The sequence below is a fragment of the Streptomyces sp. NPDC025651 genome, from assembly GCF_055558735.1.
Window position 1 is genome coordinate 169,137 of the sequence record NZ_JBVHLZ010000001.1, and the last position, 25,573, is coordinate 194,709.

General features: G+C 69.8%; 29 protein-coding genes, 1 tRNA gene and 2 riboswitches. Of the genes, 20 read left to right on the top strand and 10 right to left on the bottom strand.

Going from position 1 to position 25,573, the window contains the following annotated elements; genetic code table 11:
- Positions 1-45: 45 nt before the first annotated feature.
- Positions 46-381 carry a hypothetical protein gene (locus ACZ4D5_RS00670; RefSeq protein WP_467770138.1) on the top strand — a complete coding sequence of 112 codons (336 nt, stop codon included), beginning with the start codon at positions 46-48 and terminating at the stop codon, positions 379-381.
- Positions 382-435: 54 nt separating this feature from the next.
- On the opposite strand, the gene ACZ4D5_RS00675 is transcribed toward ACZ4D5_RS00670, so the two are convergent.
- Together ACZ4D5_RS00675 and ACZ4D5_RS00680 are read right to left on the bottom strand one after the other, a co-directional pair.
- Positions 436-1,020, bottom strand: a complete 585-nt coding sequence (locus ACZ4D5_RS00675; RefSeq protein WP_467770139.1) for an isochorismatase family protein — start codon at positions 1,018-1,020, stop codon at positions 436-438.
- Positions 1,021-1,152: 132 nt separating this feature from the next.
- Complete coding sequence (locus ACZ4D5_RS00680) at positions 1,153-2,481, bottom strand: nicotinate phosphoribosyltransferase (protein WP_467770140.1); 1,329 nt, start codon at positions 2,479-2,481, stop codon at positions 1,153-1,155.
- A gap of 92 nt (positions 2,482-2,573) precedes the next feature.
- Here ACZ4D5_RS00680 and clpS point away from each other — a divergent pair, with 92 nt between their 5' ends.
- The 10 genes from clpS (at position 2,574) to ACZ4D5_RS00730 (ending at position 10,532) form a co-directional block, all read left to right on the top strand.
- Positions 2,574-2,888: an ATP-dependent Clp protease adapter ClpS gene (gene clpS, locus ACZ4D5_RS00685; RefSeq protein ID WP_467770141.1), complete on the top strand. Its 315-nt coding sequence runs from the start codon at positions 2,574-2,576 to the stop codon at positions 2,886-2,888.
- 43 nt (positions 2,889-2,931) lie between these two features.
- A complete protein-coding gene (locus ACZ4D5_RS00690) occupies positions 2,932-3,528 on the top strand; it encodes a DUF2017 domain-containing protein (RefSeq protein WP_467770142.1) in 597 nt (198 codons plus the stop codon).
- A 352-nt stretch (positions 3,529-3,880) separates the two neighbouring features.
- Positions 3,881-5,377, top strand: a complete 1,497-nt coding sequence (locus ACZ4D5_RS00695; RefSeq protein WP_467770143.1) for an amino acid permease — start codon at positions 3,881-3,883, stop codon at positions 5,375-5,377.
- A gap of 84 nt (positions 5,378-5,461) precedes the next feature.
- Positions 5,462-5,884, top strand: coding sequence for a M67 family metallopeptidase (locus ACZ4D5_RS00700; RefSeq protein ID WP_467770144.1), 423 nt, complete (start codon positions 5,462-5,464; stop codon positions 5,882-5,884).
- 9 nt (positions 5,885-5,893) lie between these two features.
- A riboswitch (cobalamin riboswitch) is annotated at positions 5,894-6,052 on the top strand.
- A 44-nt stretch (positions 6,053-6,096) separates the two neighbouring features.
- A complete protein-coding gene (locus tag ACZ4D5_RS00705; protein WP_467770145.1) occupies positions 6,097-7,068 on the top strand; it encodes an ABC transporter substrate-binding protein in 972 nt (323 codons plus the stop codon).
- Between the two features lie 119 nt (positions 7,069-7,187).
- Positions 7,188-8,189: a FecCD family ABC transporter permease gene (locus ACZ4D5_RS00710; RefSeq protein WP_467771458.1), complete on the top strand. Its 1,002-nt coding sequence runs from the start codon at positions 7,188-7,190 to the stop codon at positions 8,187-8,189.
- Positions 8,186-8,983 (top strand): ABC transporter ATP-binding protein, encoded by a 798-nt coding sequence (locus ACZ4D5_RS00715; RefSeq protein ID WP_467770146.1) that lies wholly within the window; start codon positions 8,186-8,188, stop codon positions 8,981-8,983. The genes ACZ4D5_RS00710 and ACZ4D5_RS00715 overlap by 4 nt, the downstream gene beginning before the upstream one ends.
- Positions 8,984-9,049: 66 nt before the next feature.
- On the top strand, positions 9,050-9,160 hold the full coding sequence (locus ACZ4D5_RS00720) for a putative leader peptide (protein WP_362987213.1): 111 nt from the start codon (positions 9,050-9,052) through the stop codon (positions 9,158-9,160).
- Between the two features lie 127 nt (positions 9,161-9,287).
- Entirely contained in the window at positions 9,288-9,566 is a 279-nt protein-coding gene (locus ACZ4D5_RS00725) for a MoaD/ThiS family protein (RefSeq protein ID WP_362339863.1), read from the top strand.
- A 12-nt stretch (positions 9,567-9,578) separates the two neighbouring features.
- Positions 9,579-10,532 (top strand): PLP-dependent cysteine synthase family protein, encoded by a 954-nt coding sequence (locus ACZ4D5_RS00730; RefSeq protein ID WP_467770147.1) that lies wholly within the window; start codon positions 9,579-9,581, stop codon positions 10,530-10,532.
- A 186-nt stretch (positions 10,533-10,718) separates the two neighbouring features.
- Here the strand turns inward: ACZ4D5_RS00730 and ACZ4D5_RS00735 are convergent, their stop codons facing one another.
- Positions 10,719-11,180, bottom strand: coding sequence for a type II toxin-antitoxin system PemK/MazF family toxin (locus tag ACZ4D5_RS00735; RefSeq protein ID WP_467770148.1), 462 nt, complete (start codon positions 11,178-11,180; stop codon positions 10,719-10,721).
- Positions 11,181-11,456: 276 nt separating this feature from the next.
- Between ACZ4D5_RS00735 and ACZ4D5_RS00740 the strand changes: the two genes are divergently transcribed.
- On the top strand, positions 11,457-12,209 hold the full coding sequence (locus ACZ4D5_RS00740) for an MBL fold metallo-hydrolase (protein ID WP_467770149.1): 753 nt from the start codon (positions 11,457-11,459) through the stop codon (positions 12,207-12,209).
- 28 nt (positions 12,210-12,237) lie between these two features.
- On the opposite strand, the gene ACZ4D5_RS00745 is transcribed toward ACZ4D5_RS00740, so the two are convergent.
- The 3 genes from ACZ4D5_RS00745 to ACZ4D5_RS00755 all read right to left on the bottom strand — a co-directional run bounded on the left by ACZ4D5_RS00745 (position 12,238) and on the right by ACZ4D5_RS00755 (position 16,067).
- Positions 12,238-13,143, bottom strand: a complete 906-nt coding sequence (locus tag ACZ4D5_RS00745) for a DUF7916 family protein (RefSeq protein WP_467770150.1) — start codon at positions 13,141-13,143, stop codon at positions 12,238-12,240.
- Positions 13,144-13,231: 88 nt separating this feature from the next.
- Positions 13,232-14,497, bottom strand: coding sequence for a PTS transporter subunit EIIC (locus ACZ4D5_RS00750; protein ID WP_467770151.1), 1,266 nt, complete (start codon positions 14,495-14,497; stop codon positions 13,232-13,234).
- 256 nt (positions 14,498-14,753) lie between these two features.
- On the bottom strand, positions 14,754-16,067 hold the full coding sequence (locus ACZ4D5_RS00755) for a PTS transporter subunit EIIC (protein WP_467770152.1): 1,314 nt from the start codon (positions 16,065-16,067) through the stop codon (positions 14,754-14,756).
- Between the two features lie 144 nt (positions 16,068-16,211).
- Between ACZ4D5_RS00755 and ACZ4D5_RS00760 the strand changes: the two genes are divergently transcribed.
- The 5 genes from ACZ4D5_RS00760 (at position 16,212) to rdgB (ending at position 19,172) form a co-directional block, all read left to right on the top strand.
- Positions 16,212-16,568, top strand: coding sequence for a PTS sugar transporter subunit IIB (locus ACZ4D5_RS00760; RefSeq protein ID WP_467771459.1), 357 nt, complete (start codon positions 16,212-16,214; stop codon positions 16,566-16,568).
- A 105-nt stretch (positions 16,569-16,673) separates the two neighbouring features.
- Positions 16,674-17,423, top strand: a complete 750-nt coding sequence (rph, locus tag ACZ4D5_RS00765) for a ribonuclease PH (protein ID WP_467770153.1) — start codon at positions 16,674-16,676, stop codon at positions 17,421-17,423.
- A 158-nt stretch (positions 17,424-17,581) separates the two neighbouring features.
- Positions 17,582-17,974 (top strand): hypothetical protein, encoded by a 393-nt coding sequence (locus tag ACZ4D5_RS00770; RefSeq protein ID WP_467770154.1) that lies wholly within the window; start codon positions 17,582-17,584, stop codon positions 17,972-17,974.
- Positions 17,975-18,121: 147 nt separating this feature from the next.
- On the top strand, positions 18,122-18,517 hold the full coding sequence (locus ACZ4D5_RS00775) for a hypothetical protein (protein WP_467770155.1): 396 nt from the start codon (positions 18,122-18,124) through the stop codon (positions 18,515-18,517).
- 49 nt (positions 18,518-18,566) lie between these two features.
- Entirely contained in the window at positions 18,567-19,172 is a 606-nt protein-coding gene (gene rdgB, locus ACZ4D5_RS00780) for an RdgB/HAM1 family non-canonical purine NTP pyrophosphatase (RefSeq protein ID WP_467770156.1), read from the top strand.
- Positions 19,173-19,225: 53 nt separating this feature from the next.
- On the opposite strand, the gene ACZ4D5_RS00785 is transcribed toward rdgB, so the two are convergent.
- From ACZ4D5_RS00785 to bcp, 3 genes are all read right to left on the bottom strand, one after another.
- A tRNA-Leu gene (locus ACZ4D5_RS00785) sits at positions 19,226-19,309 on the bottom strand.
- A gap of 71 nt (positions 19,310-19,380) precedes the next feature.
- Complete coding sequence (gene proP, locus ACZ4D5_RS00790; RefSeq protein ID WP_467770157.1) at positions 19,381-20,877, bottom strand: glycine betaine/L-proline transporter ProP; 1,497 nt, start codon at positions 20,875-20,877, stop codon at positions 19,381-19,383.
- Positions 20,878-20,999: 122 nt separating this feature from the next.
- Positions 21,000-21,467, bottom strand: a complete 468-nt coding sequence (gene bcp / locus ACZ4D5_RS00795; protein WP_467770158.1) for a thioredoxin-dependent thiol peroxidase — start codon at positions 21,465-21,467, stop codon at positions 21,000-21,002.
- Between the two features lie 180 nt (positions 21,468-21,647).
- On the opposite strand from bcp, the gene ACZ4D5_RS00800 reads away from it, so the two are divergent.
- From ACZ4D5_RS00800 to ACZ4D5_RS00810, 3 genes are all read left to right on the top strand, one after another.
- On the top strand, positions 21,648-21,974 hold the full coding sequence (locus ACZ4D5_RS00800) for a DUF3618 domain-containing protein (RefSeq protein WP_467770159.1): 327 nt from the start codon (positions 21,648-21,650) through the stop codon (positions 21,972-21,974).
- Positions 21,975-22,039: 65 nt separating this feature from the next.
- Positions 22,040-22,384 carry a GroES family chaperonin gene (locus tag ACZ4D5_RS00805; RefSeq protein ID WP_030793504.1) on the top strand — a complete coding sequence of 115 codons (345 nt, stop codon included), beginning with the start codon at positions 22,040-22,042 and terminating at the stop codon, positions 22,382-22,384.
- Between the two features lie 50 nt (positions 22,385-22,434).
- Positions 22,435-22,506: riboswitch (guanidine-III (ykkC-III) riboswitch) on the top strand.
- 38 nt (positions 22,507-22,544) lie between these two features.
- Positions 22,545-22,865 (top strand): DMT family transporter, encoded by a 321-nt coding sequence (locus ACZ4D5_RS00810; RefSeq protein ID WP_467770160.1) that lies wholly within the window; start codon positions 22,545-22,547, stop codon positions 22,863-22,865.
- Between the two features lie 70 nt (positions 22,866-22,935).
- Here the strand turns inward: ACZ4D5_RS00810 and ACZ4D5_RS00815 are convergent, their stop codons facing one another.
- Entirely contained in the window at positions 22,936-25,410 is a 2,475-nt protein-coding gene (locus tag ACZ4D5_RS00815; protein WP_467770161.1) for a transglycosylase domain-containing protein, read from the bottom strand.
- Between the last annotated feature and the right edge of the window lie 163 nt (positions 25,411-25,573).

A 25,573-nucleotide genomic window follows, 5' to 3' on the forward strand; every position in this document is an offset into this window, starting at 1 on the left:
CCGGCCAGGGGTCTCGTGCGATGTCTCACGGGGGTGTGACGAAGCATGTCCGCAGGAGGTTTCTGCAAGCTGCCGAACGGCAGCGTGGTGGTGGCGCTGACCCTGCCGAACCCGTCGCCGGCGGGCGGCACGGTCCGCATGATCGTGCACGCGGTGAACCGCGCGAGGGCCCTGACGCGGCTGCGGAACCTGGGCCTGCGGGCGGTCTACCTCCGCGGCAACGCGGAGCCGCCGACGCCGGACGAGATCACGGCGGTCCTGCACCATCCGGACGGCCTGATATGGCGGACGGCACCGGATGACGCGGCGGAGCTGTGGCATCCGATCCGGGCGCTGAAGAGGCAGGGCGGGCCCGGAAGAATCAGCCCCTCCGGTGTGTAGAAACAGCCCCTCCGGCGTTTGGGGAGCGGGGTCCGGGGCGGAGCCCCGTGTCGTTCACATGACGGGCTTCCCGGTGAGCTCGACCCCGGCCGAGCGGAGCTCGGTCAACGCCCGCTCCGTGGTCGCCTCGGCGACCCCAGCCGTGAGGTCCAGCAGCACGGTGGTCCTGAACCCCTCCCGGGCCGCATCCACCGCCGTGGCCCGCACGCAGTGGTCCGTGGCGATGCCGACCACGTCGACCTCCGTGATCTCCCTGGCCCGCAGCCACTCCGCCAACGAGACGCCGTTCTCGTCGACGCCCTCGAAGCCGCTGTACGCCGCCGCGTAGGCACCCTTGTCGAAGACCGCGTCGATCCCGCCCGAGGCGACCGCGGGGGCGAAGTTCGGGTGGAAGCCGACGCCCTCCGTGCCCGCCACGCAGTGCGGCGGCCAGGAGTCGACGTAGTCGGGGTGGTCGGAGAAGTGGTCGCCGGGATCGATGTGGTGGTCGCGGGTGGCGACCACGTGGCGGTAGCCGGCCGGAGCCTGGCCGATCAGCTCGGTGATGGCGGCGGCCACGTCGGCGCCGCCGGCGACCGCGAGGCTGCCGCCCTCGCAGAAGTCGTTCTGCACGTCTACGACGATCAGTGCGCGGCGCATGGGGGGTGTCCTTCTGCTGGGGAGACTACGAGCGTAGAGACTTCAAGTACGTTGCGGGAGGGGGCAATTGAAGCATTCGACGCCGTGGGGCAGCGCCAGATGGCCGGTCGCGCGTGTCACACGTACTCCGTGTCACGCGTACTCGGTGGGGATGACCGCCTCGCCCCGCGACAGCTGCGTCGCCGAGAGCGGCAGGCGGGCCCGCGCGGCGGCGTGCCGGTCGCGCACCGCGTCCAGCGGCTCGCGGGCGACGACCTCGCCGCCCTTGACCAGCTCGACCAGGAGCTGCCGGTCGACGAGGCCGGGCGGGACGGGACCGGTGCCGATCACCTCGGCCTCGGCGACGCCGTGCTCGTCGGTCCTGCGCGCGGCCCACTTGCGGCCGCCCAGGGAGCTCTTGGCGCCGAGCGACTTCTTCGCGACGGGCTCCAGGGGGGCTTTGGGGTCCGCCGAGTGCGCGCGGGCCACCAGCTTGTAGACCATGGAGCAGGTGGGGTGCCCGGAGCCGGTGACGAGCTGGGTACCCACGCCGTACGCGTCCACGGGCGCCGCCGCGAGCGAGGCGATGGCGTACTCGTCGAGGTCGGAGGTCACGACGATCTTCGTGTTCGTGGCGCCGAGCTCGTCCAGCTGCTGGCGCACCCGGTGGGCCACGAGCAGCAGGTCGCCCGAGTCGATGCGGACGGCGCCGAGCTCGGGCCCGGCGACCTCGACGGCCGTGCGGACGGCCTCGGTGACGTCGTAGGTGTCCACGAGCAGCGTCGTGCCGCGGCCGAGCGAGTCGACCTGGGCCTGGAACGCGTCCCGTTCGTTGTCGTGCAGGAGCGTGAAGGCGTGGGCGCTGGTGCCGACGGTGGGGATGCCGTACCGGAATCCGGCGGCCAGGTCCGAGGTGGTCGCGAAGCCGCCGACGTAGGCGGCGCGGGACGCGGCGACGGCGGCCAGCTCGTGGGTGCGGCGGGCGCCCATCTCGATCAGCGGGCGGTCCCCGGCGGCCGACGACATGCGCGACGCGGCGGCCGCGATGGCCGAGTCGTGGTTGAGGATGGAGAGGATCACGGTCTCCAGGAGCACGCACTCCGCGAAGGAGCCCTCGACCCGCAGGATCGGCGATCCAGGGAAGTAGACCTCGCCCTCGGGGTAGCCCCAGATGTCACCGCTGAAGCGGTACGAGGAGAGCCACTCCAGGGTCGCCTCGTCGACGATGGAGCGCTCGCGCAGGAAGCCGATGACGTCGGCGTCGAAGCGGAAGTTCTCGACGGCGTCCAGGACCCGGCCCGTTCCGGCCACCACGCCGTAGCGGCGGCCCTCGGGCAGTCTGCGGGTGAAGACCTCGAAGACCGAACGCCTCTCGCCCGTCCCCGCCTTCAGCGCGGCCTGCAGCATCGTCAGCTCGTACTGGTCCGTGAAGAGCGCCGTCGACGGAACATCCACCGGCAGGCCAAGGTCCGCTGTGTTCATACGAAGGATGTTACCCCGCATCTCGTCACTCTGACGATTTCAAGGGCGCCTTGGGGAGGCCATTTGTGCGAGGCCCCCCTCGGGGTGGCAGCATGGGGCAGGTGAGTACGGCTCCCGCAGAGATCACACGCCCGGAATCGGACGAAGAGACGCTCGTCGTCCCCGAGCCGGACGTCCCTTGGATCACGCTCGTGCACAACGACCCGGTCAACCTGATGAGCTACGTGACGTACGTGTTCCAGACGTACTTCGGGTACTCGAAGGAGAAGGCCACGAAGCTGATGATGGACGTGCACCACAAGGGCCGTGCGGTCGTCTCCAGCGGTACCCGCGAGGAGATGGAGCGCGACGTGCAGGCCATGCACGGCTACGGCCTCTGGGCCACCCTTCAGCAGGACCGCAAGTAGCGGCCCGCAAGCAGCGCACGGACCGGAAGCAGCGACGCATCTGATGCCAGGACACTTCGAACCGATCCCCGGGGGCGGCGCCGCCGTCGCGCTCGACGAGGTCGAGATCTCGATCATCCGTTCCCTCGCCGTCCAGCTCCTGGAGCTGATCGGCCCGGGGCCGGGCGGCGAGGCCTCCGACGACCCCCTCGCGGAGCTCTTCGCCGAGGGCCCCAGCGAGCCGCCCGCCGACCCGGTGATGAAGCGCCTGCTCCCCGACGCGTACGGCGGTCCCGGCGCCGAGCGGGGCGACGAGGACGAACTGCGGGCGTATTCGGCGGAGTTCCGCCGGTTCACGGAGAACGACCTGCGGGCCAAGAAGCGCGACGACGCCCTGGTCGTGATCCGCTCGCTGGACTCGACGACGTCCTCGGGCGAGGGCGGAGCTGTCCTGAAACTGTCGGTCGAGGAGTCCCGGCACTGGCTCGGCGCCCTCAACGACCTCCGTCTCGCGATCGGCACGCGCCTCGAAGTCACCGACGAGGAGGACGCGGAGCTGCTCTACCGGCTGCCCGACTCCGACCCCCGCAAGCCGATGGTGATGGCCTACCTGTGGCTCGGCGGACTGCAGGAGACGCTGGTCGGGACGTTGCTCGGCTGAGCGGGGCCGAAAAACGGTGTAAGTGACAGCTTTCGTTCGGCCGGTGGGCCGTTCGCTCAGCGGAGCCTCAAATCCGGATAACGATCGCGTCACTTCATTGCCCGCTTTTGTTGAGTCAAGGGAATTTTGTCCGCTTCTTCCTGTGGTCTGCGCCACAAGTGGCTTGTTCCCTCACTGTTGTCGCCGTGATAAATCTTCACGACCGCTCGGTGACGCCACCCATGTCGCCGAGGGCGCTCGGGCCGGCAGACCGCCGGTAGCACTCCATTCCATATCCGGGGGGATCAGGACCTGATCCGCAGCCACCAACGCAGATGTGCGGGCGCGGATCAGCATGGAGAAAGGCGTCACCATGACCTCAGTGCAGGTCGAAGAGCAGCACGACGGGCACGACGGCAATGGTGCCGTGCAGGCCGCCGCCGGCCCGTCCGGCGAGGGCGAGGGGTACCAGCGAGGACTCGGTGCCCGGCAGATCCAGATGATCGCGATCGGCGGTGCCATCGGCACCGGCCTGTTCCTCGGCGCGGGCAAGGCCATCCACAAGGCCGGACCGAGCCTCATCCTGGCGTACGCCATCGCGGGCCTCGTCATCTTCTTCATCATGCGGGCGCTCGGCGAGCTCCTCATGTACCGCCCCGTGTCCGGCTCCTTCTCGGAGTACGCGCGCGAGTTCATGGGCCCGTTCTTCGGATTCGTGACCGGCTGGACGTACTGGCTCTTCTGGGTCGTCACCGGCATCACCGAAGTCACCGCGGCCGCCCAGTACATGCAGTACTGGACACACGACTCGTTCCCGCAATGGGCCTATGCCCTGGTGTTCACGGTCATCCTGTTCGGCGCGAACCTCATCTCCGTGAAGCTCTTCGGCGAGCTGGAGTTCTGGTTCTCGATGGTCAAGGTCACCGCCATCATCGGCATGATCCTGATCTGCGTCGGCATCCTCACCATCGGCTTCTCCGACGCCGGTGACACCGCGACCGTCGCCCACCTGTGGAACCAGGGCGGGTTCTTCCCGAACGGCATCGGCTCCACGCTGATGACCCTGCAGATCGTGATGTTCGCCTTCCTCGCCGTCGAGCTCGTCGGCGTCACCGCGGGCGAGTCCAAGGACCCGAAGACCGTTCTGCCCAAGGCCATCAACACCGTGCCGTGGCGCATCGCCGTCTTCTACGTCGGCGCGCTGATCATGATCCTGTCGGTCGTCCCGTGGACCTCCTTCAAGCCCGGCGTCTCGCCGTTCGTGAAGGCCTTCGAGGAGATGGGCCTCGGCGTCGGCGCCGCCATCGTGAACTTCGTGGTGCTCACCGCCGCGCTCTCCTCCTGCAACTCCGGCATGTACTCCACCGGCCGCATGCTGCGCGACCTGGCGATGAACGGCCAGGGCCCCAAGTTCTTCACCAAGCTCACGAAGAACGGCCTGCCGCTGGTCGGCACCGCGGTCTCCGCCGGCTTCATGCTGTTCGGCGTCTGGATCAACTACCAGTGGCCGGGCGAGGCGTTCAACTACGTCGTCTCCTTCGCGACCATCTCCGGCATGTGGGCCTGGATCATGATCCTGTGCTGCCAGATCCGCTACCGCCGCAAGGCCGACCGCGGCGAGCTGCCGCAGTCCACCTTCCGTGCCCCGGGCGCCCCGTTCACCAGCTGGTTCGCGCTCGCCTTCATCGGCATGGTCATCGTGATGATGGGCGTCGACAAGGACGCGCGGATCTCGCTGTACGCCGCTCCGGTCTGGGCCGCGATCCTGACGGTCGCCTACCTGATCCTCAAGCGCCGCAACCCGGAGGCCGCGGCCTTCAACAGGCGCAAGGTCGGCGTCTCCGGCGCCGATTCCCTCACCAAGGACTGAGGCTCCCCAAGGTCCCGTCCAGCATTCGGGCCCCCGCGTACCACACTTCGGTACGCGGGGGCCCCTCTGCTTATCCTGACTGCCATGCTGACCATCACCCAGGCCCTCCACGACCAGATCGTCGCGCACGCGCGCCAGGACCACCCCGACGAGGCCTGCGGCGTGGTCGCGGGCCCGGAGGGCACCGGCCGCCCCGAGCGGTTCATCCCGATGCTGAACGCCGCGCGCTCGCCCACGTTCTACGAGTTCGACTCGGGTGACCTGCTCAAGCTCTACCGCGAGATGGACGACCGCGACGAGGAGCCGGTGATCGTCTACCACTCGCACACCGCGACCGAGGCGTACCCCTCGCGCACCGACATCACGTACGCCAACGAGCCGGGCGCGCACTACGTCCTGGTCTCCACCGCGGACACCGACGGCGCGGGCCCCTTCCAGTTCCGCTCGTTCCGCATCGTGGACGGCGAGGTCACCGAGGAAGACGTGCAGGTCGTAGAGGCATACTGAGTCCCGACACACACCATTGAGGCGGCAGGAGCCAGGAAGCCGGTGCGAACCCGGCACGGTCCCGCCACTGTGACCCCGCCTTTCCCCGAGCTCTCGACTCCGCTCGAGCAGGGGAGACCCCACTCCGGGGCGGGGGAGTCAGGAACTGACCTGCCGCCTTGCTCCACGCAACGCAGGGGACGCGGAAATCCCCTGGAGGAGGCAGTCCAGCCATGTCCCGCCGCCACACCGGCATACGCGCGCTCGCCGCGGCCACCCTGCTCGTCCCGCTCGCCGCGTGCTCGTCATCGGGGGCCGGAGGCGACGACAAGCCCGCGGCCAGGACGGCCGGGTTCCCGTACACCGTCACCAACTGCGGCGTGAAGACGACGTACGACGCACCTCCCGAGCGCGCCGTCACCATGAACCAGCACGCCACCGAAGTGATGCTGGAACTCGGCCTCCAGGACCGGATGGCCGGGACCGCCTACCTCGACGACAAGGTCCTGCCGGAGTACGAGAAGGCGTACAAGTCCGTCCCGGTGATCGCCAAGGAGTACCCCTCCTACGAGAAGCTGCTCTCCGTCAACCCCGACTACGTGTACGGCGGTTACGCGAGCGCCTTCCTCGCGGGCGACGGCCGCAGCCGCTCCGCACTCGCCAAGTCCGGCATCGAGAGCCGCCTGAACGTCGAGGGCTGCGCCAAGGACCCCGTCTCCATGGAGGACGTCTACCGCGAGGTCCGCGAGGTCGGCTCCACCTTCGGGGTGCGGGCCCGCGCGGACAAGTGGGTCAAGAGCGCCGAGCGCGAACTGGCCGCCACCGCCGAGAAGTCCAAGGGCAGGAAGCCGCTCTCCGTCTTCGTCTACGACAGCGGCGACAAGTCCGCGTTCACGGCGGGCGGCCGCGGCATCGGCAACGACATCATCAAGCGGGCGGGCGGCCGCAACGTCTTCGCCGACGTGGACAAGTCCTTCAGCGACGCCTCCTGGGAGTCGGTGGTGGAGCGCAGGCCCGACGTCGTCCTGATCCTCGACTACGGCGCGACGTCGGTCGCCCAGAAGAAGAAGCGCCTCCTCGACGACCCGGCCCTCAAGGACGTCCCGGCCGTCAAGAACAAGCGCTTCGCGGTCCTGCCGCTCTCGGACACGGTCACAGGGGTACGAGCGCCGGAGGCGGTGAGGAAGCTGGCGGCGCAGCTGTGAGCCAGTCGATCGAGGCTGCCGGCCGAAAGAACCAGCCCGGCAATATCAAGCCCGTCCGGCGATCGAGGACGAGCCCGAAGGGCGATCGACCGAGCCCGAAGGGGCGCCGCCTCTTCACCCTGACCGTACTGGCCGCGGCCCTCGCCGCGGCGACGATCGCAGGCCTCGCCCTGGGCTCCGTCCACATCCCCCCGGGCCAGGTCATCGAGATCCTCACGGGGCGGGCGGAAGCCTCCCCGTTCAGAACCATCGTCCTGGACGTGAGGCTCCCGAGGATCATCCTCGGGGCGACAGTGGGGGCCGGACTGGCCGTCATCGGCACCGTCCTGCAGGCCCTCGTCCGCAACCCCCTGGCCGACCCGTTCCTGCTCGGCGTCTCCTCGGGCGCCTCCGTCGGCGCGGTCGTCGCGATCGTGCTCGGCGGCGTCTTCGGCCTCGGCGCGAGCCTCGCGACCACCGTCACGATCCCGGCCGCCGCCTTCGTGGGCGCGCTCATCTCGCTGGTCCTCGTCTACGCCCTGGCCAGAGGCGGCGGGGGATTCGCCACCGGCCGCCTGATCCTGTCCGGCGTCGCCGTCTCGTACATCCTGACCGCGCTGACCAGCCTCATCCTCGTCACCGCCGACAGCGCGGACCACCTCAAGGAGGTCATGTACTGGACGCTCGGCGGCCTCGGCAGCGCCCGCTGGGACATGCTCGCCCTGCCCTGCGCCGCCCTGGTCGTCGGCACGGCCCTCCTGGTGGCCCTGGCCCGCCCCCTCGACCTGCTCCTCGCGGGGGAGGAGGGCGCCACCGTCCTCGGCCTTGACACGGCCCGCTTCCGCGCCGGCGTCTTCGTCCTGGCCTCGCTCCTGACCGGCGTCCTGGTCGCCTACAGCGGGGCCATCGGCTTCGTCGGCCTGATGGTGCCGCACGCCGCCCGCATGCTGGTCGGCGCCGCGCACCGCGCGCTGCTCCCCGTGGTGGCGCTGATGGGCGCGGTGTTCCTGGTCGTCGCGGACATCGCGGCGCGCACGGTCGCAGCGCCCCAGGACATCCCGGTCGGCGTGCTCACCGCGCTGACCGGCGGCCCGTTCTTCCTGTGGCTGCTGCGGCGGCGCAACGAAGGAGTACCGGCATGAACAACCCTCCAGGCCCCGCCGGAGAGCTGCGTACGGAAGGCCTCTCGTACGAGATCGACGGCAGGCTCCTCGTGGACGGCGTCGACCTCACCGCCGCCCCCGGCGAGACCGTCGGCGTCGTCGGCCCCAACGGCAGCGGCAAGACGACGCTGCTGCGCTGCGTGTACGGAACGCTGCGCCCCACCGGCGGCCGCGCCCTCCTCGACGGCGACGACCTGCACACGATGACCGCGAAGGCCCGCGCCCGGCGCCTGGCCACCGTGCCGCAGGACGGACAGGCGGCGTTCGAGCTGACCGTCCGGCAGGTGGTCGCGATGGGCCGCTCCCCGCACAAGCGCTTCTGGGAGGCGGACACGACGGCCGACGAGGAGCTCGTCGAGGAGGCGCTCGCCCGGGTCGGCGTCCAGGACCTGGCCGACCGCTCCTTCCCCTCCCTCTCCGGCGGCGAGCGCCAGCGCGCCCTGGTCGCCCGCGCCCTGGTGCAGCAGCCGACCCTCGTCGTCCTCGACGAGCCGACCAACCACCTGGACATCCGCTACCAGCTCGAAATCCTTTCCCTGGTAAGGGACTTGGGCACGACGAACCTCCTGGCCCTGCACGACCTGAACCTGGCGGCGTACTACTGCGACGTCCTGCACGTCCTCGACGGCGGTCGCCTCGTCGCCTCCGGGGCGCCGAAGGAGGTCCTCACACCCGAGCTGCTCGCCACCGTCTACGGTGTGACGGCCGAGGTCAGCACCCATCCGGTCACCGGTGCCCCGACCGTCGTCTATCTGCCGCCGACCGCATCCTGAACGGATTCCGTCCGCCATCTGAGATCACATTCCAGGACCCGGACCGGGAATCGATACGATGACCGCATGGTTCCCCATGACGTGAGCGAAGAGACGCCGAGCGCACCGCCGGTGCTGCTTGTTGCGCGGCTGCACGTCGACCTGTGCCGCCTCGCCAGCGCGATCTGTTCCCGCTGAACCGTTCCGCCGCACGGCCGTGGGCCGCGGCGCCGTACCCGCGTACGACCACGCACCACCACCCGCACGACAGCGCCGCCGCGCGCCCACCACCTGCACTTCTCGACTCCCGACAGGAGCTCTCCGCATGGCCATCGAGGTCCGCATCCCGACCATCCTCCGCACCTACACCGACGGCGCCAAGGCCGTCGAGGGCAGCGGGGACACCCTCGCCGAGCTCTTCACCGACCTCGACTCGCGGCACGCGGGCATCGCCGAGCGCATCGTGGACGACGGCAAGCTGCGCCGTTTCGTGAACGTGTACCTGAACGACGAGGACGTCCGTTTCCTGGACGGCATCTCCACGAAGGTCACCGACGGCGACAGCGTCACGATCCTGCCGGCCGTGGCCGGCGGCATGGTCTAGGCCCGATCCCGGATGCCTCGCTACGACTCCCCGCTCGCCGCGGTCGGCAACACGCCGCTCGTCCGCCTGCCGCGCCTGTCCCCAGCGGACGACGTCCGCATCTGGGCCAAGCTGGAGGACCGCAACCCGACCGGCTCCGTCAAGGACCGGCCGGCCCTCCACATGGTCGAACAGGCCGAGAAGGACGGCCGGTTGACGCCGGGCTGCACGATCCTGGAGCCGACCTCCGGCAACACCGGCATCTCGCTCGCCATGGCGGCCAAGCTCAAGGGCTACCGCATCGTGTGCGTCATGCCGGAGAACACCTCCCAGGAGCGGCGCGACCTGCTCGCCATGTGGGGCGCCGAGATCATCTCCTCCCCGGCGGCGGGCGGTTCCAACACCGCCGTCCGCGTCGCCAAGGAGCTGGCGGCCGAGCACCCGGACTGGGTGATGCTCTACCAGTACGGCAACCCCGACAACGCGGGCGCCCACTACGCCACGACGGGCCCGGAGATCCTCGCCGACCTCCCCTCGGTCACCCACTTCGTGGCGGGCCTCGGCACCACGGGCACGCTCATGGGCGTGGGCCGCTACCTGCGCGAGCAGAAGCCGGACGTCAAGATCGTCGCCGCCGAGCCGCGCTACGACGACCTCGTCTACGGCCTGCGCAACCTCGACGAGGGCTTCGTCCCCGAGCTGTACGACGCCTCCGTCCTGACCACCCGCTTCTCCGTCGGCTCGGCGGACGCGGTGACGCGCACCCGTGAACTCCTCCAGCAGGAGGGCATCTTCGCGGGCGTCTCCACGGGGGCGGCGCTGCACGCGGCGATCGGCGTCGGCAGGAAGGCGGTGGCGGCGGGGGAGCAGGCCGACATCGTCTTCGTCGTGGCGGACGGCGGCTGGAAGTACCTGTCGACGGGCGTCTACACGGCGGAGACGACCGAGGCAGCGATCGAAACGCTGCAGGGTCAGCTCTGGGCGTAGGCATCAAACGCCGGAGGGGCCGGATCTTCCGGCCCCTCCGGCGTGTGTGTCTTCCGGCCCTCCGGCGTTGGTGTCTTCCAGCCCCTCCGGCGGTTCTGTTCTTCAGCCCCTCCGGCGTTTGAGGAGCGGGGTCCGGGGCGGAGCCCCAGTTTCGGGAAGGGGCGGGATCGGGGAAGGAAACCCGCTCTAACCCGCCAGATAACGGACCTGATCCCACAACACCGGATCCACCATCCCGGCCCGCCTCCGGAACTCCCACAGCGGAACGTCCCGCAGCTCATCCGTCTCCAGGAAACTGGGACGGCCCTGCGCATCCCCCACCGCCCCCGGCGGCAGCGGAATCACCCCGGCCCGCTCGTCGTGGTACTTGCTGGTGATCTTCGCGACCAGGGCGCTGTCCCCGCGCACGGCAAGCACCAGGCACGGCCGGTCCTTGCCCCCGGGCCCGTCCTCGTACGGCACCCGCGCCCACCAGATCTCCGCAGGCCGCGGCACCGGCAGCCGCCGCCGCGGCCCCCGCGGCGGCCGGGGTCTGCCCGGCGGCCGAGTGCTCCGCTTACGGGTCCCGCGGCCCCAGCCGTCCACCAGCGTGACGACGAGCGCGAGCACCACCACGGCGGCCAGCGCGAGCCACCACGACGTGTCCATACGGACGACGGTACCGGCGCACGCCCCGCGTCGCCCACCGCATCCCGGGCGCCCCACAGGCCCGCCCGTCACCCGCCACCGCCCTGCCTGACGAGCTTCGCTCGGACCCCCCTTGCCCCCCGAACCGGTGACACCGCAGGTGAGTTCCCCCACAACGGCCCGCGACGGAGGAGCGACCAGGCCTTTTGCGCCTTACGCTCGACGAACCGCACAGTCACTTCCCAGCTCTTCTGGGCTCTTCTGTCAGTCTCCTGCCAGCGCGGAGGTTCCAGCTTCATGAAGCTCACCGTCGTCGGCTGCTCGGGCTCGTTTCCGTCCGCGGACTCGGCCTGCTCGAGCTACCTCGTCGAGGCCGACGGCTTCCGGTTGCTGCTCGACATGGGCAACGGCGCCCTCGGCGAGCTGCAGCGCCACATCGGTCTGTACGACCTCGACGCGATCTTCCTCAGCCATCTGCACGCGGACCACTGCATCGACATGTGCGCGTACTTCGTGGCGCGCTACTACCGGCACGAGGGCGGCCGCTGCGCCCCCATCCCGGTCTACGGCCCCGAGGGCACCGAACAGCGTCTGACCACCGCGTACGCCGACACGCCCTCCGCCTCCTCGATGAGCGAGGTCTTCGACTTCCACACGGTCAAGCCGGCCTCGTTCGACATCGGTCCGTTCTCGGTGCGCACCGAGAAGGTGTGCCACCCCGTCGAGGCGTACGCCATCCGCGTCGAGCACGGCGGCAGGTCCCTCACGTACTCCGGGGACACGGGCCCCTGCGACGTCCTGGACGAACTGGCCGCGGGCACCGACCTGTTCCTGTGCGAGGCCGCCTTCACGCACGGCAAGGAGAACATCCCCGACCTGCACCTCAACGGCCGCGAGGCGGGCGAGTCCGCCCGGCGCGCGGGTGCAGGAAGGTTGCTGCTCACGCACATCCCGCCGTGGACGGACCCGCAGGTGAACCTCGCGGACGCGCGCGCGGCGTACGAGGGCCCGACCGCCCTCGCGGCGCCCGGCGCGACGTACGAGATCTGACGCTCCAGGCCCAGGCCCAGGTCCGGATTCAGGCCCGCCGGTACCCGCGGCCGCCCAGCGCCATCCTGTTCCAGGTGTGGCGGCGGCCGCGGATCGCGACCGAGTAGTCGTACATGACCTCCGGGTCGCACATCCCCGGCAGGAACGAGTCCCCGAAGTGGTGCGCGTCGATGCCCACTTCCTTCGCGGTCAGGGCCAGCTGGGGCACCACGTTCGCGTGGCTGCCCTCCTGGCTGGTGCCGATCGCGCCCATCACGATCGCCCCGGCGTCCTGCACGGCCGCCACCGCCTCGGCGGCCAGCTCCTTGGTGACGCCCGGCAGCGTGCCCGGCAGGGGCAGCACGACGCCGTCGGCGCCCGCGTCCACCAGCGAGGTCAGCCGGTCCACGGTGACCCGCTCCGGGTGCCCCGCGTGGTGCATCTTGCCGCTCCACAGCGCCACGTCGTCGCCGAGTCCGGCCCGCAGCTCCTCGGTGACCCGGGCGAGCCCGTCGTAGGACCCGCCGGTGCCCGGGTTCGCCGTCAGGCAGAGCATCGCCGCGCCCATGTCGATCAGCCGCTTGGCGTACTCGGGCTTGGCGCGGCGGATCTCGGGGACGTCGCCGGGCTCCAGGTTGATGCCGACGGGGCGGCCGATGTACGCGGCGAGGTCGGCGATGGAGTCGAAGGTGCCGAGTCCCGGCAGGTCCAGGCGCTGCCCGTCCCAGGCGCGCTCGATGAGGTTCAGTACGACGATGTCGGCGCCGAAGGCCGCGACGAGCTCGGCGTTGTGGACGCCGGGCATGCCCGGCATCGGGATCAGGGCGGCGCGGTCGGCGAAGACCTCGCCGACCATGGTGCGGCCCTCTGCGGCGGCGACGGAGGCGGTCAGCTCGCGGCCGCGCAGGGCGGCGAGGCGTTCACGGTCGAGGTCGAGGATGCGATCGGTGGTCATGCCCCCGACCGTAGTTCGCCGACACGACAAAGCCCCTCGCCGTTGGTACCAACGGCGAGGGGCTTACGTCCCCAGGTGCGGGCGGAGGCTACTTCGCCTCGGCCTTCTGGAGCTCGGCGAGCTCCTCGTCGGACTCGCGGCCCGGCGTCGGGAGGTTGAACTTGGTGATCGCGAAGCGGAAGACCACGTAATACAGGGCGGCGAAGCAGAGGCCGACCAGGGCCAGGCCGATCGGCTTGGTGGCCGCGCCGAAGTTCAGCGCGTAGTCGATGAATCCGGCCGAGAAGCCGAAGCCGTCCTTCATGCCGAGCGCCCAGGTCAGGGCCATGGAGACACCGGTGAGCACCGCGTGGATCGCGTACAGGACCGGCGCGATGAACATGAAGGTGAACTCGATGGGCTCGGTGATGCCCGTGACGAACGCGGTGAGCGCGAGCGAGAACATCATGCCGCCGACGACCTTGCGGCGCTCGGGACGGGCGCAGTGCGTGATCGCGAGGCAGGCCGCGGGGAGCGCGAACATCATGATCGGGAAGAAGCCGGTCATGAACTGTCCGGCGGTCGGGTCGCCCTCGAGGAAGCGCGGGATGTCGCCGTGCTTGCCGTTGTAGTCGCCCGCCTGCCACCACGGGAAGGAGTTCAGGAGGTGGTGCATGCCGATCGGGATCAGACCGCGGTTGGCGACACCGAAGATGCCCGCGCCGACGGCGCCCGAACCGACCAGCCACTCACCGAAGTTGTGCAGACCCGCGCCGAGCACCGGCCAGATCAGACCGAAGACGATACCGAGGACCAGACCCGCGAAGGACGACAGGATCGGGACGAGACGGCGGCCGCCGAAGAAGCCCGCCCAGTCGGGCAGCTTCGTCCGGTAGAACTTCTGGTACAGCAGGGCCACGACGATGCCCATGACCACGCCGCCGAGCACACCGGCGTTGACCGGGGCCGCGTTCTCGACGATCTTGCCGTCGACCACCGACTGGACCTTCGGCAGGTTGCTGTCGGTGAAGGTGGCGAGCACCTTCTGGAAGACCAGGTAACCCGCGACGGCCGCGAGGCCCGTGGAGCCGTCCGACTTCTTGGCGAAGCCGATCGCGATGCCGACGCAGAACAGCAGCGCGATATTGTCGATGATCGCGCCACCACCGGCCGACATATAACCGGCGATCTTGGTGACCCAGGTCGGGAAGGAATCCCGGCCGAGCATGTCGTCGGCGCCGAGGCGGACCAGGAGCGCGGCGGCGGGCATCACGGCGACCGGCAGCATCAGGCTGCGGCCGATGCGCTGCAGCACAGCCATCACGCCGGCGCCCTTTTTCTTGTCGGCCGCGGGGGCGGCACTGGCCGTGGACACAACTTCCTCCAGTGGGCAAGGCGCCGCCAGGGGACAAGGAAGTGGGGGACGGCGGCGTCTCCGGGGGGACGCGGCAGAAGGCCGCGTGGTCTACACCAATTAGTGGTGTAGACCTGTTGTAGCACGGTGAAGGTGACGTAAGGAACCCGCGATTCCTGTGGGCTCGGCCATATCCGGAAATGGCAGACCAAAGGCCCCCGGACGCGAGGTCCGAGGGCCTGTCGGAAGGCGCGGGAGGCGGTCCCGCGCCCACGGGTCACGCCTTGGTCTGTTCCCTGTCCAGGGCCTCTGCCTCCTCCTCCGGTTCGCGTCCGGGGGTCGGCAGATTGAACTTCGTGATGACGAAGCGGAACAGCGCGTAATACACCACGGCGAAGCACAGGCCGATCGGAATGATCAGCCATGGTTTGGTCGCCAGGCTCCAGTTGATGACGTAGTCGATCAGACCCGCGGAGAAGCTGAAGCCGTCCTTCACGCCCAGCGCCCACGTCACCGCCATCGACACACCGGTGAGCACCGCGTGGATCGCGTACAGCAGCGGCGCGATGAAGAGGAACGAGTACTCGATCGGCTCGGTGATGCCCGTGACGAACGACGTCAGGCCGACCGAGAGCATCATGCCGCCGACCACCTTGCGGCGCTCCGGGCGCGCGCAGTGCGTGATCGCGAGGGCCGCGGCGGGCAGCGCGAACATCATGATCGGGAAGAAGCCCGAGGTGAACTGGCCCGCCGTCGGGTCGCCCGCGAGGAACCGGTTGATGTCACCGTGCACGACCGTGCCGTCCGCCTTGGTGTAGTCGCCGAACTGGAACCACACGAAGGTGTTCAGGAACTGGTGCAGGCCCACCGTGAGCAGCGCGCGGTTGGCGACGCCGAAGATGCCCGAGCCCAGCCAGCCGAGGTCGACGAGCCACTTGGAGAAGCTGGTCAGCGCGTCACCGATGGGCGGCCAGATCCAGACGCAGAGCCCGGCGAAGATCAGGCCGACGAAGGCCATGATGATCGGCACGAGCCGGCGGCCGTTGAAGAAGCCGAGCCAGTCGACCAGCTTCACGCGGTGGTAGCGCTGCCAGAACCAGGCGGCGAGCAGGCCCATCACGATGCCGCCGAAGACCCCCGGATTCTGGTACGCGGCCTGCGCGACCGTGCCGTCCTCGGCCACGCACACCCCGCTCCACATGCCCGCGGCGCCGAACGTGGTGTCCGCGGGGCAGTCGTCGGGGAAGGCGCGCAGCACCGCGTAGTAGACGAGGAAGCCCGCGACCGCGGCGAGCGCCGTGGAGCCGTCCGACTTCTTCGCCATGCCGATCGCGACGCCGATGCAGAACAGCAGGGGCAGGCCGAGCGAGGAGTCGAGCAGGGAGCCGCCGGCCGCCGCGAAGACCTTGGCGACGTTCGTCCAGCCCAGGCCGTCGTCGCCGAAGACGTCCGGCTGGCCGAGCCGGTTGAGGATGCCCGCGGCCGGCAGGACGGCGATGGGCAGCTGGAGGCTGCGGCCCATCTTCTGGAGGCCTTGGAGCAGGCCGTTCCACCACTTCTTCTGTGGCACCGCGGTGGCGTCGGAACTCATCGGCGTCCTCCCGGAACAAGCCAGGTTTGGCGGTCGTTGAAAACTGGTGTAGACCAGTTGCGGAAACGGGTGGGGGTGCCGCCCGGTGAGGGATGGCACCTTGATCGTCATCATTGGGCACGACTGCCGTAACCGCCCGTGAAGATGGTCCAACCGTGCGTTACCGTGACAGAGCGGACCTACGGTGGGTCGAAGGCCGCGTCCTCTGGCTGCGTCCTCCGGGGGAAAACCCGGACCCCCAGCCGTAAGAAACACAGGGAGAAACACATGGCCAGCAAGGCTGAGAAGATCGTTGCCGGGCTCGGCGGCATCGACAACATCGAAGAGGTCGAGGGCTGCATCACCCGCCTCCGCACCGAGGTCAAGGACCCGGCTCTGGTCGACGACGCCGCCCTCAAGGCCGCCGGCGCCCACGGCGTCGTGAAGATGGGCACCGCCGTCCAGGTCGTCATCGGCACCGACGCCGACCCGATCGCCGCGGACATCGAAGACATGATGTGAGGTCCTGAACGCGAGTTCCCGAACTCGTCGGCGAGGGGCCCTTCCCCGACCATGTCCCGACCGTGGGGAAGGGCCCCTCAGTCATGTCCGGATAGGCTCGGCCTCATGTCCTCAACGCCCCGCATCGACGGCCGCACCCCCGAACAGCTCCGCCCGATCACCATCGAACGCGGCTGGAGCAAGCACGCCGAGGGCTCCGTCCTCATCTCCTTCGGCGACACCAAGGTCTTCTGCACCGCCTCCGTCACCGAAGGCGTCCCGCGCTGGCGCAAGGGCAGCGGCGAGGGCTGGGTCACCGCCGAGTACTCGATGCTGCCGCGCTCCACCAACACCCGCGGCGACCGCGAGGCCGTCCGCGGCAAGATCGGCGGCCGCACCCACGAGATCAGCCGCCTCATCGGCCGCTCGCTGCGCGCCGTCATCGACTACAAGGCGCTCGGCGAGAACACGATCGTCCTGGACTGCGACGTCCTGCAGGCCGACGGCGGCACCCGCACCGCCGCCATCACCGGCGCGTACGTCGCCCTGGCCGACGCCGTCGCCTGGGCCCAGGGCAAGAAGCTCGTCAAGCACGGCCGCAAGCCCCTCACCGACACGGTCAGCGCCGTCTCCGTCGGCATCGTCGGCGGCGTACCGCTCCTGGACCTCTGCTACGAGGAGGACGTGAAGGCCGACACCGACATGAACGTCGTGTGCACCGGCGACGGCCGCTTCGTCGAGGTCCAGGGCACCGCCGAGGCCGAGCCCTTCGACCGCAAGGAGCTGGGCGCCCTCCTCGACCTCGCCGTCGGCGGCTGCGAGGACCTCGCCGCCCTGCAGCGCGAGGCGCTCGAATCGACGCTCCGGAACGGCTGAACTGCCCGGTCCGCGCCGCCAGTTGAAGACGACCGGCCGAAAATGGCCGGTTGAAGGCGGCCGGTCAACCTGGTGACCCCCGAGGGCGTCGTTACGAACACGACGGGCGCGCGGGCCAGGCCGCGCGCTCACCCGTGTCCCGGGAGGGCTCTTCACCCATGGCCGCGCGTCGCCGTCGTCCCACCACCGCCACCGTCACCGTCCTGCTCGTCGTCGCGGGAGCGCTCGGCCTCGCCGCCTGCGACCCCTCGGACGCCGTGGACTGCGTCCGCGCGGCCGACGCGGTCTCCGACGGCGTCGACGCCATGCGCAAGGCCGCCCAGGAGGCGGCCCTCTACCCGGAGAAGGCCGACGAGTCCTTCGACCGCATCAAGTCCGACCTCGACGAGATCCGCGACAAGAACGACGACCAGGACGTCCGTGACGCCGTCGACGAGATGAAGAAGGCCGTGGACAACATCGAGGACGCGGTCGACGGCGGCGACAGGACCCCGGACCTCGGCCCCGTGGTGGCCGCGGGCGGCAAGGTCACCGACGCCTGCACCCCGTAGGGACGCGTTCGGGGGCACGCACCCGGACTCACCGATACTCACGGATACTGACCACGCAACCATCAGGCCCCTTAGGGGCGTTCTAACGAGTACGGGCGCGCGGGCCAAGCCGTGCGCCCGTCCGTACCCCTGGGGAGGGACCGAACCATGGCCGCGCGCCACCGCCGTATCGCCACCGCTGTCACCGCCGTCCTGATCGCCGTGCCGGCGGGCGTCGGCCTCGTCGGCTGCGACGCCGTCAGCAAGGCGCTCGACTGCGTGTCGACCGCCGACGCCATCGCCGACAGCGTCACCGACCTGCAGACGGCCGTCGAGAAGGCGGGCGAGGACCCGACGCAGGCCGACAAGGCCCTCGACGACATCGGCAAGAACCTCGACGAGATCGGCGACAAGACCGACGACGCCGATGTGAACAAGGCCGTCGACGACCTCGACAAGGCCGTGGACAACGTCCGCGACGCCATCGAGAAGGGCGACGCCACCCCGGACGTCAGCCCGGTCACCGACGCCGCGGGCGAACTGACGAAGGTCTGCACGCCGTGACGTCCTGAGGCGGTGAGGGGCGGGCCCCGGCCCCCGGGATACTGGGGGCATGACCCGCCTCATCCTCGCCACCCGCAACAACGGCAAGATCACGGAACTGAGGGCGATCCTCGCCGACGCGGGCCTCGCCCACGAGCTCGTCGGCGCGGACGCCTACCCCGAGATCCCCGACGTCAGGGAGACCGGCGTCACCTTCGCCGAGAACGCCCTCCTCAAGGCACACGCCCTCGCCGAGGCCACCGGACTGCCCGCCGTCGCCGACGACTCGGGCCTCTGCGTCGACGTACTCGGCGGGGCCCCCGGCATCTTCTCCGCCCGCTGGGCCGGCCGCCACGGCGACGACCAGGCCAACCTGGACCTCCTCCTCGCCCAACTCGGCGACATCGAGTCCGACACCCACCGCGCGGCCCACTTCGCCTGCGCCGCGGCCCTCGCACTCCCCGACGGCACGGAACGCGTCGTCGAGGGCCGCCTCCTCGGCACCCTCCGCCACGCCCCCTCGGGCACGAACGGCTTCGGCTACGACCCGATCCTCCAGCCGCAGGGCGAGACGCGGACGTGCGCGGAACTGACCCCGGACGAGAAGAACGCCATCAGCCATCGCGGCAAGGCGTTCCGGGCGCTGGTGCCGGTGGTGCGGGAGCTGCTGGGCTGAGCGTCCGTGCGTACGACGAAGGGCGCCCCGAGGGGCGCCCTTCGTCGTCTCTGTGCGGCCGGAGGGACTCGAACCCTCACGGGAGTTACCCCACTGGGACCTAAACCCAGCGTGACTGCCAGTTCCACCACGGCCGCGCGCAGGCCCCATCGTAATGGCCCTGGCGCGGCACGCGGTTGGCGCGTCGGCAGCTCACCGGGGGGACGGCTCAGAAGCGTGGAGCCGGAGTCTGTGCTTCCACCAGCTCCGCCGCCTCCTCCTTCGTCTCCACCGAGGGCGGCGAGCCCGCCAGCGGCTTCTGGGCCGTTTCCTTCATGCAGGCCACCGCGATCACGCCGACGACCGCCGCCGCCATCGAGTAGTAGGCCGGGATCATGTCCGTCCCCGTGAGGCTGATCAGGGAGGTGATCACCAGCGGGGCCGTGCCGCCGAAGAGGGAGGCGGAGAGGTTGTAGCCGACCGACAGGGAGCCGTAGCGGACCGAGGTGGGGAAGAGGGCCGGGAGCGTCGCCGACATCGTGCCGAGCAGGCAGACCAGGGAGAGGCCGAGGAGCAGCATGCCCGCGGAGACCGCGAGCAGGCTGCCCTGCTTGATCAGGAGGAAGGAGGGGATGGAGAGGACCAGGAAGCTCACCATGCCCGTCATCAGGAGGGGCTTGCGGCCGAAGCGGTCCGAGAGCCTGCCCACCTGATTGATGATCAGCATCAGGACGATCATGGTGCCGATCAGGATCAGCAGGCCGTGCGAGTCGTCGTAGCCGAGCTCGTCCGAGAGGTACGTCGGCATGTACGACAGGAGCATGTAGTCCGTGATGTTGTACGCGCCGACCAGCGCGATGCACAGGATCAGCGTGGGCCAGTACTGGCGGAAGATCTTCGCCAGGTCGCCCTTCGCCGTCGTCTCCACGGTGGAGGCGCCCTCGGTCGCCGAGTGGAAGGTCGCGTCCTCCATCTTCTGGAAGGCCGGGGTCTCGTCGAGCTTCAGCCGCAGATAGAGGCCGACCAGGCCGAGCGGGCCCGCGACGAGGAACGGGATGCGCCAGCCCCAGGACTCCATGGCGTCGGAGCCGAGCGCGGTGTTCAGGACGAGGACGAGTCCCGCCGCGCCCGTGTAACCGGCCAGCGTGCCGAGCTCCAGGAAGCTGCCGAAGTAGCCGCGCCGCTTGTCGGGGGCGTACTCGGCGATGAAGGTGGACGCGCCGCCGTACTCGCCGCCCGTCGAGAAGCCCTGGACCAGGCGGAAGAGGATCAGCAGGACGGGCGCCCAGAAGCCGATCGAGGCGTACGACGGGATCAGGCCGATGGCCAGCGTGCCGATCGCCATCATGATCATCGTCAGCGCGAGGACCTTCTTGCGGCCGATCTTGTCGCCCATCGGACCGAAGACCATGCCGCCGATGGGCCGCACCAGGAAGGACACCGCGAAGGTCGCGAAGGAGGAGATCAGCTGCGCCGTGTCGTTCCCGGACGGGAAGAACACATGGCCGATCGTGACCGCCAGATAGCTGTAGATGCCGAAGTCGAACCATTCCATGGCGTTGCCGAGCGAGGCCGCCTTGACCGCCCGCTTGACCGCGGCCTCGTCCGTGACCGTGATGTCGGTCCGGCGCAAGGGCGGGTTCCTGCGGCGTTTCACGGCCCGGAACAGGGCGCGGTGGCGCTTGACCGCCTCGGTATCGGCCTCGATCTCTTCGTGGGCCGCCATGGAGTAGTTCCTTTCGTTCTTCGGACATGCCCCCTTGAGATCACTTGCTCCAACATCGCCCACGCAAACGAAAGCCCCCCGTGAGGGGGGCTTTGTCACAGCTCAGCGGTACCGCGGTCGGTTCAGACGCCGAGGTCCCGGATGATCTTGGCCACGTGGCCGGTCGCCTTCACGTTGTAGAAGGCGTGCTCGACCTTGCCCTGCTCGTCGACCACCACGGTCGAGCGGATCACACCGGTCACCGTCTTGCCGTAGAGCTTCTTCTCGCCGAAGGCGCCGTACGCCTCCAGGGTCTCCTTGGAGGGGTCGCCGACCAGCGTGACCTTGAGGTTCTCCTTCTCGCGGAACTTCGCGAGCTTCTCCGGCTTGTCCGGGGAGACTCCGATGACGTCGTACCCGGCGGCGGCGAGGACGTCGAGGTTGTCCGTGAAGTCGCAGGCCTGCTTGGTGCAGCCGGGCGTGAGGGCGGCCGGGTAGAAGTAGACGATGACCTTGCGGCCCTTGTGGTCGGCCAGCGAGACGTCCTTGCCGTCGGCGTCGGGCAGGGTGAAGGCGGGTGCGGTGTCGCCGGGCTGCAGTCGCTCGCTCATCTTCGGTCTCCTCGCAGGGTGCTTCGCTGGTGCTTCGCGGTGGGTGTACCGCGAACGGGGTGGTGACGGAGTCGAGCGTAATAGGGGTGCCGTGGGGTGCGGTGACCGTGAAGCTGACAGACTGTGGGGCACACGTTCACAGATCCTCGGATCGACCGATACGACCACGGAGGCAGCGCGGTGTCGGATGCGGATGCCAGGACCCCTGCGCAGATCGAGGCGGACATCAAGCGCCGGCGCGACCAGCTGGCCGAGACCCTCGACGAGATCGGGGTGCGGGTCCACCCGAAGACGATCGTCGGCGACGCGAAGGCGAAGGTCGTCGCGAGCGTCGACAACTCCCTCGGCCGGGCGTACGTCGGGGCGAACCGCTTCGTGTCGGACGTCAGGGGACAGCTGGTCTCGGAGGACGGTTCGCCCCGTATCGAGCGGATCGTCCCGGTCGCCCTGGTGGCCGTGGGCCTCGTCGGGCTGCTCGTGGTGAGCTCGCGGCGCAGGGACCGCTGACGTCGCGTGCCACAAGAGCCGACCCGGGAGCCCACAGGCCCCGTCGGGACAGGTAGGTTCGGGGCGTGAGCGAGAAGACCCACCACGACGACAAGCTGCCGATCCGCATGCTCCACGACCGCGTGCTCGTGCGGCAGGACACCAGCGAGGGCGAGCGGCGCTCCGGCGGCGGCATCCTGATCCCCGCGACCGCGGCCGTGGGCCGGCGGCTCGCCTGGGCCGAGGTGGTCGCCGTCGGGCAGAACGTCCGCACGGTCGAGCCCGGCGACCGGGTCCTGTACGACCCCGAGGACCGCGCCGAGGTCGAGGTCCGGGGCGTGGCGTACGTCCTGATGCGGGAGCGCGATCTGCACGCCGTGGCCGCCGACCGGTTCGAGGGCTCCGAGGACTCGACGGGCCTGTATCTGTAGACAGCCGTAGGTGCGCAAGGGGCTGGTGACCATCGTCACCAGCCCCTTTCGCTTGCCCTTTGCTACCTTTGAGGGACCCCGACGAGACGCGCCGTACCGGGCTTTCGCAAAGACGACGCACCCCGTTGATTCCGCGTTTCACGTTGTCGGAGGTGCCGTCATGGCCTGGGTTCTGTTGATCGTCGCCGGTCTGCTCGAGGTGGGCTGGTCGATCGGGATGAAGTACACCGACGGGTTCACCCGGCTGTGGCCCAGCGTGTTCACGGGCGCGGGCATCGTCGCGAGCATGATGCTGCTCTCGCATGCGGCCAAGACGTTGCCCATCGGCACGGCTTACGGGGTGTGGGTCGGCATCGGTGCCGCCGGTGCGGCGGTGTTGGGCATGGTCGTTCTTGGTGAGCCCGTTACCGCTGCGAGGATCTTCTTCGTGTGTTTGTTGCTGGTCGCCGTGGTGGGGCTCAAGGCGACCTCGGGGCACTGAGGCTGCTGGGGAACTGCGGGTCCGTCGTGGCCGGTCGCGCAGTTCCCCGCGCCCCTTCGGGGCGCGCCCCCTAGCCGTCCGTCAGGCCGCCCAGTGCCCCTCCGTCGTCCCCGCCGCCTCCGACGTCCGCGCCGCCGCCCGTCTGGCCGCCTTGCGCGGCGCCTCCGGTGGCGGGGCCCCCGTTCGCCGCCCCGCCGTCCGTCGTGCCGCCGTCCGTGGTGCCGCCGGTGTCCTGACCGCCCGTCTGGCCCCCGTTCTGCCCGCCGTTCTGGCCGCCCGTCTGGCCTCCGTCGTCCTGGCCCCCGGTCGTCGCCCCGCCGTCGTCCTGGCCGCCCGTCGCCGCGCCGCCGGTGTCCTGGCCGCCCGTGGTGGCGCCGCCGTCCGTCGTGCCGCCGGTCTCCGGCTCCTGGGTGCCGCCCGTGGTCGGGTCGGGCACGACCGGGACGTCCGCGCCCTGCTCCAGCTCCAGCTCGAAGTCCTTGACCGGCTTGCCCTCCAGGGCGGCCTTGGTGAACTGCGCCCAGACCCGCGCCGGGTAGGCGCCGCCGTTGATGCGGGTCTCGCCGAGCGCGCCGTACAGCGGGGTGTGCGCGCCGGTGTCCGGGTCCTGGCCCATCACGGCGACGACGGTGGCGAGCTCGGGCGTGTAGCCCGCGAACCAGGCCGCCGTGTCGTTCTCGGCGGTGCCGGTCTTGCCCGCGGCCGGGCGTCCCGCGCCCTGCGCCGCCGTGCCGGTGCCGCCCTGGACGACGCTCTGCAGGATCGAGGTGGTGGTGTCGGCGGCCTCGCGGGACACGGCCTGCTTGGTGTCCTTGCCCGGCAGCTCGACCTCCTCGCCGTTCTTGGTGATCTTCTCGACGATCGTGTACGTGCCGTGCTTGCCGTGGTTGGCGAGCGTCGCGTAGGCCTCGGTCATGTCCAGGACGCTCGCGGTGGACGGGCCGAGCGCGATCGAGGGGGACGCGGTGAGGTCGGGTGTGGTCGAGGGGACGCCGAGGGCGATCGCGGTGTCCTTGACCTTGTCGGAGCCGACGTCGACGGCCATCTGCGCGTACACCGAGTTCACGGACTTGTCGGTGGCCTCGCGGACGGTGATGTCGCCGTAGGAGACCTGGTCCTCGTTCTCGGGGGCGTACGTGCCGCCGCTCCAGCCCTGCACGGGGCGCTTGTTGGTGCCGTCGTAGACGGTGTTCGGGGTGATCGTGCGGCCGTCCTGGGTGACCGAGCCGTTCTCCACCGCGGAGGTGAACACGAACGGCTTGAAGGTCGACCCGACTTGGTAGTCGCGCCGCGTCGCGTTGTTGACGTACTGCTTGGTGTAGTCGATGCCGCCGTACATCGCGACGACCTTGCCGGTGGCCGGGTCGATGGAGGCGCCGCCCGCGCGGACGTTGCGGTCCACCTTGCGGGCGTCCTTGTCGACCTTGGACATCACCTGCTCGTCGACGGCCTTCTTGAAGGCGTCCTGACGGTCCTTCTGGAGGGTCGTGGTGATGCGGTAGCCGCCCTTGGCCAGCGTCTCCTCGTCGATGATCTTGTTGGTGGTGAGGTAGTCCTCGACGGCCTTGACGACATAGCCGCGCTGCCCGGACAGGCCCGCCGCGCCCTTGGCCTCGTCGGGCATCGGGAACTTCGTCTTCGCCCGCTCGGACTTGCTGAGCCAGCCCTCCTTGACCATGCCGTCCAGGACGTAGTTCCAGCGGCCCGCCGCGCGCGGCTTGTTCTCGGGGTGGGTGGCGACGTCGTACGCGTTGGGGGAGTTGAGCAGGGTCGCGAGGTAGGCGCCCTGGGCGGTGGTGAGGTCCTCGACGTCCTCGCCGTAGTACGCCTGGGCGGCGGCCTGGACGCCGTACGCGTTGCGGCCGAAGTAGCTGGTGTTCAGATAGCCCGCGAGGATGTCGTCCTTGCTCACCTCGCGGTCCAGCTTGATCGAGATGAAGAACTCCTTCACCTTTCGGGTGACCGTCTGCTCCTGGCCCAGGTAGTAGTTCTTCACGTACTGCTGGGTGATCGTGGAGCCGGACTGCTTGCCCTTGCCGGTGACGGTGTTCCAGGCCGCGCGGATCATCGCCTTCGGGTCGACCGCGGACTCGCTGTAGAAGTCGCGGTCCTCGGCGGCGAGCACGGCGTGCTGGACGGTCAGCGGGACCTGCTTGAGCGGGACGTTCTCGCGGTTGACCTTGCCGTCACGGGCGATCTCGGTCCCGTCGGCGTACAGGTAGACGTTGCTCTGCTTGGTCGCCGCGGCGTTCGCCGGCGGGATGTCGACCAGCATGTAGCCCGCCATGAACGCGCCCGCGCCGAGCAGGATCAGCAGGATGAAACCGCCGAGGACCATGCGCCAGGTCGGGAAGATCCGCCGCCAGCCCTTGCGCTTGGGCCGCTTGGGCTTCTTCGCCTTCTTGCCGTCCGCGGCCGCCTCCGCCGTGCCCTCCGCCGTGCCGTCGGCCGGGTCCTTCGGGGTGCCGGCGGGCGTGTCCTGCGGCTCCCTCGGCGCCCAGCCCTGGTGCCCGGCAGGACCCTGCTGCTGCGGCTCGTCGCTCATGTCTTGCGGAACTCCCGGTTAGCGTCGTACGTCCAGTACGCCTCGTAAACCCATTGCAACCCCCATTGCACACCGCAGTCACACGCGTTCGTGACCAGGCACGCGCCCTCGCGCCGAAAATGCCTGGCACGAGCGACCCCGATCGCACTAGGCTCCAGCGCTT